General features: G+C 61.3%; 12 protein-coding genes and 2 pseudogenes. 8 read left to right on the top strand and 6 right to left on the bottom strand.

Annotated features, from left to right (window positions below):
• Positions 1-81 precede the first annotated feature (81 nt).
• Positions 82-840: an SDR family NAD(P)-dependent oxidoreductase gene (locus TU75_RS18175; RefSeq protein WP_060549681.1), complete on the top strand. Its 759-nt coding sequence runs from the start codon at positions 82-84 to the stop codon at positions 838-840.
• On the opposite strand, the gene TU75_RS18170 is transcribed toward TU75_RS18175, so the two are convergent.
• Positions 739-1,251, bottom strand: coding sequence for a multidrug/biocide efflux PACE transporter (locus TU75_RS18170; protein ID WP_041931520.1), 513 nt, complete (start codon positions 1,249-1,251; stop codon positions 739-741). The genes TU75_RS18175 and TU75_RS18170 overlap by 102 nt on opposite strands.
• A gap of 87 nt (positions 1,252-1,338) precedes the next feature.
• Between TU75_RS18170 and TU75_RS18165 the strand changes: the two genes are divergently transcribed.
• Together TU75_RS18165 and TU75_RS18160 are read left to right on the top strand one after the other, a co-directional pair.
• Positions 1,339-2,193, top strand: coding sequence for a LysR family transcriptional regulator (locus TU75_RS18165; protein WP_060549680.1), 855 nt, complete (start codon positions 1,339-1,341; stop codon positions 2,191-2,193).
• 326 nt (positions 2,194-2,519) lie between these two features.
• Positions 2,520-3,008, top strand: a complete 489-nt coding sequence (locus TU75_RS18160; RefSeq protein ID WP_003237854.1) for a GNAT family N-acetyltransferase — start codon at positions 2,520-2,522, stop codon at positions 3,006-3,008.
• A gap of 70 nt (positions 3,009-3,078) precedes the next feature.
• Here the strand turns inward: TU75_RS18160 and TU75_RS18155 are convergent, their stop codons facing one another.
• Positions 3,079-3,561 (bottom strand): GyrI-like domain-containing protein, encoded by a 483-nt coding sequence (locus TU75_RS18155; protein WP_060549679.1) that lies wholly within the window; start codon positions 3,559-3,561, stop codon positions 3,079-3,081.
• A gap of 193 nt (positions 3,562-3,754) precedes the next feature.
• Here TU75_RS18155 and alaC point away from each other — a divergent pair, with 193 nt between their 5' ends.
• On the top strand, positions 3,755-4,966 hold the full coding sequence (gene alaC, locus TU75_RS18150) for an alanine transaminase (protein WP_060549678.1): 1,212 nt from the start codon (positions 3,755-3,757) through the stop codon (positions 4,964-4,966).
• Between the two features lie 144 nt (positions 4,967-5,110).
• On the opposite strand, the gene TU75_RS18145 is transcribed toward alaC, so the two are convergent.
• Entirely contained in the window at positions 5,111-6,463 is a 1,353-nt protein-coding gene (locus TU75_RS18145; protein WP_015372802.1) for a GntP family permease, read from the bottom strand.
• Positions 6,464-6,548: 85 nt separating this feature from the next.
• A complete protein-coding gene (locus TU75_RS18140) occupies positions 6,549-7,082 on the bottom strand; it encodes a gluconokinase (RefSeq protein WP_060549677.1) in 534 nt (177 codons plus the stop codon).
• 225 nt (positions 7,083-7,307) lie between these two features.
• Between TU75_RS18140 and gntR the strand changes: the two genes are divergently transcribed.
• From gntR to TU75_RS18120, 4 genes are all read left to right on the top strand, one after another.
• Entirely contained in the window at positions 7,308-8,339 is a 1,032-nt protein-coding gene (gene gntR, locus TU75_RS18135; RefSeq protein ID WP_162276130.1) for an HTH-type transcriptional regulator GntR, read from the top strand.
• 313 nt (positions 8,340-8,652) lie between these two features.
• Positions 8,653-8,892 (top strand): DUF6124 family protein, encoded by a 240-nt coding sequence (locus TU75_RS18130; RefSeq protein WP_003237843.1) that lies wholly within the window; start codon positions 8,653-8,655, stop codon positions 8,890-8,892.
• Positions 8,893-9,313: 421 nt separating this feature from the next.
• Positions 9,314-10,729, top strand: a complete 1,416-nt coding sequence (locus TU75_RS18125; RefSeq protein ID WP_060549676.1) for an MFS transporter — start codon at positions 9,314-9,316, stop codon at positions 10,727-10,729.
• 133 nt (positions 10,730-10,862) lie between these two features.
• On the top strand, positions 10,863-11,324 hold the full coding sequence (locus TU75_RS18120) for a hypothetical protein (protein WP_015372804.1): 462 nt from the start codon (positions 10,863-10,865) through the stop codon (positions 11,322-11,324).
• Positions 11,325-11,490: 166 nt separating this feature from the next.
• On the opposite strand, the pseudogene TU75_RS28625 reads toward TU75_RS18120, so the two are convergent.
• Positions 11,491-11,913: pseudogene (locus tag TU75_RS28625) on the bottom strand (methyl-accepting chemotaxis protein); the annotation flags it as partial.
• Between the two features lie 123 nt (positions 11,914-12,036).
• Positions 12,037-12,810 (bottom strand): annotated as a pseudogene (locus TU75_RS28620) (PAS domain-containing protein); the annotation flags it as partial.
• Positions 12,811-12,876 lie beyond the last annotated feature (66 nt).

Raw genomic sequence — 12,876 nt, 5'->3', positions numbered from 1 at the left:
GTGATTCCGGTATAGCGCTGTTTATCACGTTACGGTCGGACAAATACACTCATTCCACACCCACACGCAGAGGTACTCACCATGACTCGTAAAATCGCATTGATCACCGGCACCAGCCGTGGCCTGGGCAAAAACGCCGCCCTGCACCTGGCTGCGCAGGGCGTCGACATCATCGGCACCTATCACAGCAAGGCCGACGAGGCGCAGGCCTTGGTGACGCAGGTTGAGCAACTGGGCGGCCGCGCGGCGATGCTGCAGCTGGATGTGGGCCAGAGCGCCACCTTCGACGCGTTCGCTAGCGACGTTGCCCGCGTGCTCAAGGATGTTTTCGCACAGGATCACTTCGATTTTCTGGTCAACAACGCAGGGATCGGCATTCACGCAAGCTTTACCGAGACCACCGAAGCGCAGTTCGATCAGTTGCTGGCGATTCAATTCAAGGGGCCATTTTTTCTGACCCAGAAGCTGTTGCAATTGATCCGCGACGGCGGACGCATTCTCAACGTGTCCAGCGGACTGGCGCGCTTCAGCCTGCCCGGTTACGCCGCCTACGCAGCGATGAAAGGCGCGATGGAAGTGCTCACGCGCTACCAGGCCAAGGAACTCGGCGCCCGTGGCATCAGCGTCAACATCCTTGCCCCCGGTGCCATTGAGACCGACTTCGGCGGCGGCGCCGTGCGCGACAACGCCGACCTCAACGCCATGGTCGCCAGCAACACCGCCCTGGGCCGCGTCGGCTTACCGGATGATATCGGCGGCGCCATCGCCAGCCTGCTGGCCGACGGCAGCGCATGGATCACCGGGCAACGTATCGAGGCGTCGGGCGGCATGTTTTTGTAGAAACCTGTCGCGCAGCACGTCGTAGCCCCAGTGATAGACATAGGTATACGGCAGAAAAAACAGCAGCACGCCAATGTCGAGCATCAGGGCCTGCAGCAGGCTGATCTGCATCCACGCGGCAATCAAAGGCACGGCCACGATGATCAGCCCGCCTTCGAACATCAGCGCGTGGAGCACCCGTGTCCAGGCGCCGCCGCAGAGTTGCAGGCGCACCGTGAGACGGTCGAACAGGCTGTTGAAAATGACGTTCCAGGTCAGCGCCAGCAGGCTCATGCCCAGGGTCACCGCGCCCATTTCCAGGGCCGGCCTGCCGGTGATCCACACCAGTAACGGCGTGCAGATCAACAAGGCCAGGCCCTCGAAACCGAGGGCCTGGCAAACGCGTTCAGAGATCGACTTGGTAGGGTTCATGCCCTGGCTCCGTGATGGCGACGGTTGCCATGCTCACCCGTCACACCGATACTTCATAATCAATAACCATCGACCAGAGCGATACTTATGGCGTCTCACGAAGTGCTGCAGGCATTTGTCCAGGCCGCCACCCAAGGCTCGTTCTCGGCGGCGGCGCGCAAGCTGGGCAAAAGCCAGTCGACCATCAGTGCGGCGGTGGCAAGCCTTGAGATTGACCTGGATGTGGTGCTGTTCGACCGCAGTAGCCGCAAGCCGACGCTGACCCCTGCTGGGCATGTGCTGCTGCAACGGGCAGAACAGGTACTGGAGGCCAGCAGCCGCCTGGAACTGGCGGCGAGCCAGTTGGCACAGGGCCTGGAGCCAAGGGTGACAATTGCCATGTCGGACACCTACCAGTCGCCGCGCTTCGAAACCGCGATCCTCGCCTTTTCCCAACGTTACCCGGACCTGGAGCTGGAATGGCTGATTGCCGAATGCGATGACCTGGTCGACCTGGTGCAAAGCGGCCGGGCGCACATGGCGTTTATCGAGCAGCAGGACGTCTACCCGCCCGACCTCACCAGTTCGCCGGTGCAGGAGCGCACCGAAACCGCGTTGTTCGTATCACCGCAGCATGCCTTGGCAAGCCTTGCGCAGGTAGACCCACAGCACTTGAAACTACACCGCGAATTGCGCCTGGCGAGCATCGTCAAACCCTACGACAACCGCGCGGCCGGGCGCGTATGGTCGGCCGCCAGTTACCTGATGCTGATGGAAATGGCGCAACTGAGCTTCGGCTGGGCGCCCCTGCCCCGTTGGCTGGTGGAGCGCTTCGGCAATGCCAGCCTGATTGAACTCAAGGCGCGCGGCTGGCCACGTTCGGTGGCGATGGATGCGTTGTGGTCGCGACAACGACCACCGGGGCCGGCGGGGAGCTGGTTACTGGGGCAGATGCTTGACTGAGCGCTTGCGTGTGACCAGCAGGCTTGTTGTGGTTGTGGCGAGCAGGTTTGTCCTAATGCCGTTCAGTTAAAGCGCAGATTCCCTGTGGCGAGCAGGCTTGTCCTGCGTTGGGCTGCGCAGCAGCCTCAAAACCAGGCGCTGAGCCGTATCAGGTATACCGCGTTTTGCTGGGTTGGGGGTGCTTCGCACCCCAACGCGGGGCAAGCCCGCTCGCCACAACAAGCCCACTTGCCACAGGGCGTGGGATGCCTGAAGCGATCTTCGTTGTCTGGGTGATCAGGGAAGGCGTTAAACTGCTTTCTCCACTGCGCCGTTCGGTTTTCCCTATGCAAACCCGCCTTGTTTCCTACGAAGCGCTGAGCGCTGTTCAACAACAGCAACTGAGCGCCATCGAAGTTCACCCCGAGCAACTGCCGTTTTCCGGCGACATGTACTGCGCCCTCAATACACTGCTCGCCAAACCCAGCCCTGGCGTGAAGGGCTTTGCCCTGCTGGCCGATGAGATTCCGGTCGCCTTCCTGCTGCTCAAGCGCCCGCCCTGCCTGCCCCACTGGGCTGACGAGCACAGCGCGACCCTGCACGCGTTGCAGGTGGACCGGCGCCAGCAAGGGCGAGGGTTTGGCAAGGCTTGCCTGCTGGCGCTGCCCGCCGTGGCCATTGAAACCTGGCCGCAGATAAAGGCGCTTGAATTATCGGTGGACAGTGACAACGCGGCCGCAATGGGCCTGTACCTGCGGGCGGGTTGGGTCGACAGCGGGGAGGCGTACAAAGGGCGGATCGGGTATGAGCGCAGGTTGCGCCGAGCGTTTGATTGATGACGGTAAATGTCACGTAAACATGACGTTCAGAGACGAATGTCATGTTTACGTGACGTCGGCTGCTGGCTCAGGCCTTCTGCCCAACCGGCAACCAGATCTCCACCGTGCCGGTGCCCTTGCGCCCGTCAAAGTCCGCGCTGTAGCGCTCGAAATTGGCCCCCACAACCTTGTAGCCCGAGTGCGGCAGCCATTCGAACATGATGCGCTCGAAGGTCTGCTCCATCGCCTGCACCGGCCCGTGATGGGTGAACACGGCGTAGTTGAGCGGGGCGATGTCGATGGATTCGAAGTTGCCCGGCACGTCGCTTCGGGACGGGACTTCGACGCCCGCCAGGTAGTCGAACTCATCCTGTTTGGGGTTATGGCAAACCCCATAGGTCACCCCACCGACGCGCTGTTTGATGTCCTTGATGCAGGTGTCGAACAACTCCCACAGGCGGGGAATATCGCCGACGGTAGCTTTTGAATAACGGCCCTTGACGCCTGCAATCACCATGGCCCTGCCCGCCTCCATGCGTGGCTCCAACGGTTGTCTTGTCTGCTGATCCATACGAACAGTCTCCTTCTTATGAGGGAACAAACCCGCGTCGAGTATAGGGGCATATCGGCGCCCTACTCCATGCAGAATTTTTTCCCACGCGTATGGACAACTGGCCATCATCGACCGTATCGTCTGTCGCAGGCCACCGCAGTGGCCAACGTCGCTCGGACGGTTCCGGGCGCTTACGTACTTCGAGGCAACAATGGCCGACCAAGGTTTGCCGCGCCGCTTTGCGCGCATCGATCGACTCCCCCCTTACGTGTTCAATATCACTGCCGAGCTGAAGATGGCTGCGCGTCGGCGCGGCGAAGACATCATCGACTTGAGCATGGGTAATCCCGACGGCCCCACTCCACCGCACATCGTGGAAAAAATGGTCACCGTCGCCCAGCGTGAAGACACCCACGGCTACTCCACTTCCAAAGGTATTCCGCGCCTGCGCCGGGCGATTTCGCGCTGGTACAAAGACCGCTATGAAGTGGACATCGACCCCGAGTCGGAAGCCATCGTCACCATCGGCTCCAAGGAGGGGCTGGCGCACCTGATGCTGGCCACCCTGGATCAGGGCGACACCGTACTGGTGCCCAACCCGAGCTACCCGATTCACATCTACGGTGCCGTGATTGCCGGCGCCCAGGTGCGTTCGGTGCCACTGATTCCGGGCGTGGATTTTTTCGACGAGCTGGAGCGGGCAATCCGTGGCTCGATCCCCAAGCCGAAAATGATGATCCTCGGCTTTCCGTCCAACCCGACCGCGCAATGCGTGGAGCTGGACTTCTTCGAACGGGTGATCGCCCTGGCCAAGCAATACGACGTGCTGGTGGTGCATGACCTGGCCTACGCCGATATCGTCTACGACGGCTGGAAAGCCCCGTCGATCATGCAGGTGCCCGGCGCCAAGGACATTGCGGTGGAGTTTTTCACCCTGTCCAAGAGCTACAACATGGCCGGCTGGCGCATCGGTTTCATGGTGGGCAATCCGGAACTGGTCAACGCCCTGGCGCGGATCAAGAGTTACCACGACTACGGCACCTTCACCCCGCTGCAAGTGGCGGCGATTGCCGCGCTCGAAGGCGACCAGCAGTGCGTGAAGGACATCGCCGAGCAGTACCGCCAGCGCCGCAATGTGCTGGTCAAGGGCCTGCACGAACTGGGCTGGATGGTCGAGAATCCCAAGGCATCGATGTACGTGTGGGCGAAGATCCCCGAAGCGTACGCCGCCATGGGCTCGCTGGAATTTGCCAAGAAACTGCTGCTGGAGGCCAAGGTGTGCGTTTCGCCGGGCATCGGCTTTGGCGAGTATGGCGATGACCATGTGCGCTTTGCGCTGATCGAGAACCAGGACCGGATCCGTCAGGCGGTGCGCGGGATTCGCGGGATGTTCCGGGCGGAGGGGTTGGTTACCAAGGCCTGAATTCAATGCTGTAACAACTGTGGAAGGGGGCTTGCTCCCGATGGCGATGGGTCAGTCACCAGATGCAGTGACTGACACTCTGACATCGGGAGCAAGCCCCCTCCCACATTGGATTGGGTTCACACCGTTGTTTTGCGGTGTGGCTTACACCACCAGCGACAGCAACATGATGAAGATCAACGCCACCACCGAGAGGATGGTCTCCATCGCCGTCCAGGTCTTGAACGTCTCGACCACGGTCATGTTGAAGTACTGCTTGACCAGCCAGAACCCCGCATCGTTGACGTGAGACAAAATCAACGAACCCGCCCCCGTTGCCAACACCAGCAGTTCACGGTTGACCCCGGGGATCATGCCCACCACCGGCACCACGATGCCCGCGCCAGTAATGGTCGCCACGGTCGCAGAACCTGTGGCCACACGAATCACCGCCGCCACTAGCCACGCCAGCAGGATCGGGTTGATCTGCGCGCTCACCGCCATATGACCGATCACATCGCCCACGCCGCTGGTCACCAGCATCTGTTTGAAGCCGCCGCCGGCGCCGATGATCAGGATGATCGCGGCGGTCGGTGCAAGGCTGGCGTCGAGCAGCTTGAGGATCTGTTTGGCGTGGATGCCCTGGCGATGGCCAAAGGTGTACAGCGACAGCAGCAACGCCAGCAACAGCGCGGTGATCGGGTGACCGATCATGTCCATCCAGTTGCGCACCACGTGGCCGTCCGGCAAGCCAATGTCGGCGAAGGTCTTGAGCAGCATCAGGAACACCGGCAGCAGTACAGTGACCAGCGTGATGCCAAAGCTCGGCAGGGCTTTCGCTTCCGGCTCGCGGGCCAGTTGGTCCACCAGTTCCTGGGACGGGTTGCCCGGAATGTATTTGGAAATGAACGTACCGAAGATCGGCCCGGCGATGATGGCCGTTGGCAGCGCGACGATCAGGCCGTACAGGATGGTCTTGCCGATGTCCGCACCGAACACGCCAATGGCCAGCAGCGGGCCGGGGTGCGGAGGCACCAGGCCGTGCACCGCCGAGAGGCCGGCGAGCAGCGGGATACCGATCTTGATCAGCGACACACCGGTGCGCCGCGCGACAATGAAGACCAGCGGGATCAGCAGCACAAAGCCGATCTCGAAAAACAGCGGGATGCCCACCAGGAACGCGGCGAACATCATTGCCCATTGCACCTTCTCCTTGCCGAAGGCGCGGATCAGGGTCTGGGCGATCTGATCGGCGCCGCCGGATTCGGCCATCATCTTGCCGAGCATGGTGCCCAGCGCAAGGATGATGCCGACAAAGCCGAGCACCCCGCCGAAACCGTCCTGGAAGGCCTTGATGATCTTGTCCACGGGCATGCCCGAGGTCAGGCCGAGAAAGCCGGCCGCAATGATCAGTGCAATGAACGGGTGCACCTTGAATTGGGTGATCAGCACGATCAACCCGATGATAGTGACCACTGCATCGAGCAGCAGGTAGGACTCGTGGGACATGCCAAACATGGGGGGGTCTCTCCTGTTTGTTGTTGTTATTGAAGCGGGTGTTTAATTTTCTGCCGGGGATAGCGCTATCTCTTCCGGCAAAAAATCACTGAGTAGGTTCAAAACCGTGCTTGAGCCACCAGGCATTGGTTTGCTCGGCCAAGTCCTCGACGCTGTCTTCGCTGGCGTTGAGGGCCAGGGTCAGCGGCTCGCCTTTGGGCGATTCAAGGGTGGCGAACTGGCTGTCGATCAGGCTGGCCGGCATGAAATGACCGGGGCGATGGGACACGCGGTCGGCGGCCACTGCACGGGTCAGCTCCAGAAACACGAAACCCAGGCCCGGCGCGGCTTCGCGCAGGTGGTCGCGGTATTTTTTCTTGAGGGCCGAACAGGTGAGCACGGGATGCTCGCCGGCCTCGAGCGAACGGCGCAGTTCATCACAGAGGATGTCGAGCCAGCCGGCGCGGTCGTCGTCGTTGAGGGGGTGGCCGGCGCTCATCTTTTCGATGTTCGCGGCAGGGTGAAAGCTGTCGCCTTCGATGGCGGTGGCGCCGTTCAGGCGGCACAGGGCCTCGCTGACACTGGACTTGCCACAGCCGGAAACACCCATGATGACCAGGGCGGTAACAGGTTGACTCATGAAACACCTCAGGACGCAGATAGCGCTACCTTTGCACGCCGTAAGGTTAGTGCAAAAACAGGCTTTTCCCGCGCCGTCTTGTCTTCTTTTATGGAGTGACGCGTGCATCCGTTCCAACTGGCTTGCTTCACGAACTGAACCGGATCAGGCAACCCTAAGTTCTTCATTTGCAGCCCTTTGGAGACAGCGCTACCTTAGTGCCTCGATTTTTGTTTGGCAAGCCGCCTGATGACCTCCAAGAACGATAAGAATACGCGCACCACGGGTCGCCCGACCCTCAACGAAGTCGCCCGCCTGGCCGGCGTCAGCCCGATCACCGCCTCGCGTGCCTTGCGCGGCATCAGCAGCGTGGCCGCAGAACTGGCCGAAAAAGTGCGGCAGGCCGCCGCCGAGCTCAACTACGTGGTCAACCCTGCCGCCCGCGCACTGGCGTCGGCCCAGAGCCACTCAGTGGTGGTGCTGGTGCCGTCGTTGTCCAACCTTCTGTTTATCGAAACCCTCGAGGCTATCCACCAGGTGCTGCGGCCCAAGGGCTTCGAAGTGCTGATCGGCAACTCCCACTACTCGCGCGACGAAGAAGAAAACCTGCTGCGCAACTACATGGCCTACCAGCCGCGTGGCCTGCTGCTGACAGGTTTTGACCGCACCGAAAGCGCGCGAAGAATGGTCGAGTCGAGCAACGTGCCTTGCGTATACATGATGGACTTGGACCCCAACGCGGGGGTGAACTGCGTGGGGTTCTCGCAACTGGCGGCGGGCGAGACGGCTGCCGCACACCTGCTCTCTCGTGGGCGCAAACGCCTGGCCTATATCGGCGCACAGCTGGACCAGCGCACCCTGCTGCGCGGCGAAGGTTTTCGCCGCGCCCTGCAACAGGCTGGCCTGTACGACCCGGCGCTGGAAGTGCTGACACCGCGCCCCTCTTCCGTGGGCCTGGGTGGCGAACTGTTCCTGCAGTTGCTGGCAGCGCACCCCGACGTGGACGCGGTGTTCTTCGGCAACGACGACCTGGCCCACGGCGCACTGCTCGAAGCCATGCGCCACGGCATCCAGGTGCCGGAGCGAGTGGCGGTGCTGGGGTTCAACGATTTGCCTGCGTCCTCGTTCATGGTGCCGCGCCTGAGCAGCATCAGCACGCCACGCGAAGCCATTGGCCGAAGGGCAGCGGAGCATTTGTTGACGATCATGGCGGGTAACCGGATTGCCAAACCGGTGGTGGATATGGGGTTTGAGTTGCAGGTGAGGGAGAGTACGTAGGAGGTCCGTAGGAAGAGACTGACATTGCGGTAAGCGTCTTGCTCCGTTGCCTACGCTTACGTCAGAATCCGCCGGCTTGTGCGCCAAGGTCGGTCTCTCTAAGGTTTGTCGGTCGCCGAATTTCTCGGTGATCGGGTTTAGTAGCCTGACTTCTGGCCACTCCTAGTGCATGAGCCTCATCTGTGTTCGATGGCGGTTGTGCGCAGGGCATCTTCGGGTGCGCCGGCGTTGAGTGTCCACCGGTCTACTAACCTGCGTACAGCTGCCACCCTTGTTTACTAGCGATACGGCGGCTCATTTGCAGGATGCTCAAATGATCAAAGCAATAGAAAAAACGCCAACCACCCTCTTCACCGTTGTACCCGATACTCCCCTTGAATCCCTGCTGACCAACAGTTACGAAACCGTTTGCTCCGTCAGCACCCTGCTGCTCGACCTGTCCGATAACCTCACCGGCAAACACCGCGATGTAGCGCTCGCCATTCATCAATTAAGTGAGCTGAGCGTCTTGCTGGTAGGCAAAGCGATGGACCAACACACGCCCCGCACTTGAAAAGCCGGCCCCAACTCATGCTTATTGTGGCGAGCCCTAACGCCGTTCAGTTAGGCGCAGACTCCCTGTGGCGAGCAGGCTTGTCCTGCGTTGGGCTGCGCAGCAGCCCCAAAACCAGGCGCTGAGCCGTATCAGGTACACCGCGTTTTGCTGGAGTGGGGGCGCTTCGCACCCCAACGCGGGGCAAGCCCGCTCGCCACAAATTACCGACGGGGCGAGCCCGGAATTCCAATGCGCAGGTACCGGTGATGATCGACGACCACGGCGTGCTGTGGGAGAGGCTGTCCCAGCACGCGGGCTTCCACACCTTTGCTCTGGAAGGTCACAACTGAAAAAACAGAGCGGCACGCGTTAAGCTGTAAGCAAATGTGTTTAGCTTGACGCTGAACGCTATTCCTTACTGCTGACCAGAAGGTCTCTCATGTCGACACTCACCGCCTCTGCTACCGATAGCATCGATCCGGTCCGGGCCGCCCATATCAGTGCGCGCATCGACCGCCTTCCTCCCGTTGCGACTATCTGGCGCCTGGTGGCGTTGCTGTCGATTGGCGGCTTTTTCGAGTTGTATGACCTGTTCCAGACCGCCTACATCAGCCCGGGCCTGATCAGCGCCGGGCTGTTCCACATCGGCAGTGAAGGCGTGTTCGGTTTCTCCGACCAGGCCGCCTTCGCTGCGGCGACCTTTCTCGGCCTGTTTTTCGGCGCCAGCCTGCTCAGCCCCATCGCCGACCGCTTCGGGCGCCGCGCGATCTTTACCTTCGCGCTGGTCTGGTACACCGTCGCCACGGTGTTGATGGGCCTGCAGACCTCCGCTCTGGGCATCATCTGCATGCGCTTTCTGGTGGGCATCGGCCTGGGAATCGAGCTGGTGACCATCGACGCCTACCTCTCGGAGCTGGTGCCCAAGCGCATGCGCAGCTCGGCGTTTGCCTTTGCGTTTTTCATCCAGTTCCTGTCGGTGCCGACCGTGGCGCTGATGTCGTGGTGGCTGGTGCCCCAGGCGCCGTTCGGCATTGCCGGGTGGCGCTGGGTGGTGCTGAGTAGTGCGGTGTTTGCGCTGTTTATCTGGCAACTGCGCAAGCGCTTGCCGGAGTCGCCGCGCTGGCTGGCGCAGCAAGGTCGTTTCGACGAAGCCGGCGCCATCATGGACACCCTTGAAGCACGCTGCCGCAAGGATCACGGTAAACCGCTGGATGAACCGCAACCGGAGGCGGTCAGTGTGCAGGGCAATGGCCGGTTCGCCGATATCTGGCAACCGCCCTATCGCCGCCGCGCGCTGATGCTGATCGTGTTTCATGTGTTCCAGGCCATCGGGTTCTTCGGTTTTGGCAACTGGCTGCCGGCGCTGCTGTCGGGCCAGGGCGTCAGTGTGACCCACAGTTTGCTGTACGCGTTCGTCATCACCCTCGCCTACCCGCTGGCGCCGCTGCTGTTCGTGAAGGTGGCCAACCGCTTTGAAAACAAGTGGCAGATCGTCGGATCGGCCATGGGCGCGATGATCTTCGGCAGCCTGTTCGCTTTGCAGACCACCGCGGTGGGGCTGATCTTTTGCGGCGTGATGATCACCTTCTGCAACGCCTGGCTGAGCTACAGCTATCACTCCTATCAGGCCGAACTGTTCCCGACCAATATTCGCGCGCGGGCGGTCGGCTTCTGCTATTCGTTCAGCCGTTTGTCGACGGTGTTCAGCAGCCTGTTGATCGGTTTTATCCTTGAACAGCTGGGCACGCCGGGAGTGCTGGCATTTATCGCCAGCAGCATGCTGATCGTGATGATCACCATCAGCTGGTTCGGGCCGCGTACCCGCAACCTGGCACTGGAAAACATCGCCCATTGACGGCAAGGGTTGGCCGTCGACTGGCCATCGGTTGCCGCGACGGCGACCCGTGGCCCAATAAAACCGGGCACGGCGCACGCGGCACGCTATTTGCTCCAGTGCTTGCACTGAACATTTGCGCAGGTGACCGATCATGCTGGTTAACAACAACACCCAGGCCGTATCGAACGTCCAACAGGTCAACCGGCCCGACATGGACCCGGCCAATGCTGCCGCCAGTACGCTCTACAGCGGCGTGCTGGCGGCAGCACAACCTACCCTGACCCTGCCGGCCGCGCAGAAGGATCTGGACAAGGCGAGCGGGCGTATTGACGAGGCGTTCGCCAAGACCCGCGTGCAACTTCAGGCCTCCGCGCCCGCCTCTGGCACGCGTGCGGAGCTCACCGAGTACATGAGCAAATCCCCGGGCGAGCGCATTCGTGAGCAGTTACTCAAGGAGCAGGGTTTGACCGAGGAGCAGGCGCAGGCGCTGCCGCAGGAAAAACAGGATGCGATTGCCAGGGAAGTGGCTGCAAGGTTGAAGGAACAGCAGCAGGTGGCGGCGACGACCGCGCCGAAGGCTGAACCGGTACAACAGGCGCTGGCGGCCATCTAACCAGGCCTTGACGCGATTCAACTGTGGGAGGGGGCTTGCTGCCGATTGCAGTGTGTCAGTCAATTGATCGGTGACTGACACACCGCTACCGGGAGCAGCCCCCTCCCACATTGGAGTCTGTTTCACACAGGATCGCCGTTCACACAGGTTTTCATGTGTGAGTGAGTTACTGCAGTTGCAACGTCGAGTTGAACTGACTGATTGCGTCCACCACATGCCGTGAGCCTTCCTGGATTTCCAGGATCACCTGCCCCGCTTCGTTGGCCAGTTCCACCCCGAGCCCCGTGCGGCTCAAGCTCGACTGCATGCTCGATACCGCGCTCGCCGACAGGTCGTGGTTCTTGCGCACCACCTCGACAATTTCCAGCGTCGCCTGGCTGGTGCGCGCGGCGAGGCTGCGCACTTCGTCGGCCACCACCGCAAAACCGCGTCCATGCTCACCGGCGCGGGCGGCCTCGATGGCAGCGTTGAGCGCCAGCATGTTGGTTTGCTCGGCGATGCTGCGGATGGTCTGCACGATGGTGCCGATGATCTCCGACTGCTTGTTCACCGCGTCGATGCTCACGGCGGCCTGGTTCAGGTCGTGGGAAATGTCTTCGATGATCTGCACCGTTTGCTGCACCACCTGCGAGCCCTTGCGCGCGCAGACGTCGTTTTGCACCGAGGTGGCGTGAGCCGAATCGGCAGCGGTGCGCAGGCTGGTGACCTGGTCGGTAATATCGCTGGCGAATTTCACCACTTTGTACAGCCGGCCGCTGGTGTCGAAGATCGGGTTATAGGAGGCCTCCAGAAACAGCGTCTTGCCGTACTTGTTTTTGCGCTCAAAACGGTGCGAGTGATATTCGCCACGGTTGAGCGAAGCCCAGAACGCCTTGTAGGCCGGCGACTCGACCTCCTCGCGGTGACAAAACAGGCTGTGGTGCTGGCCGACGATTTCATCCAGCGAGTACTGCACCGTTCGCAGGAAGTTCGCATTGGCGTTGAGGATCTGCCCTTGGGGCGTGAACTCGATTACCGCCATGGAGCGGCCAATCGCATCGATCAGGCTCTGGTTTTCGTGTTCGTGGTGGACTCGCGCGGAAATATCCGACGCCACTTTGATCACGCTGAGCACCCGCTGCTCCTCGTCCAGCACCGGCATGTAGCTGGCCTCCAGCCAAACCTCCTCGCCGCGTTTGTTCAGGCGCATGAAGGTGCCGCTGATGGATTCGCCCCGCGCCAGGTCGCGCCAGAGCGTGGCATAGGCCTCGGTGTGGGTGTAGGCCTCCTCGCAGAACAGCCGGTGATGCTGGCCGCGAATATCTTCCACGCTGTAGCCCATGACTTTGCAGAAGTTGTCATTGGCATCGAGGATCACCCCCGCAGGATCGAACTCGATCATGGCCATGGAGCGACCGATAGCGGCGAGTTTGGCGTTGGATTCGGTGAGGGCGCAGGAGAAACGCTGGATCTCGAGCAGGTCGGCTTTGTGATGGAGGCTGAACATGGTCGGATCTCCCTGATGCCCGGCGCTGAGCGCGCATTCCATTCGCATGAGCATAGCCACGGCGCG

It is taken from the genome of Pseudomonas poae, from assembly GCF_001439785.1.
Taxonomy (GTDB): domain Bacteria; phylum Pseudomonadota; class Gammaproteobacteria; order Pseudomonadales; family Pseudomonadaceae; genus Aquipseudomonas; species Aquipseudomonas poae.
The sequence above is the reverse complement of the archived record's forward strand: the minus strand, read 5'-3'. Positions and strand labels throughout refer to the sequence as shown.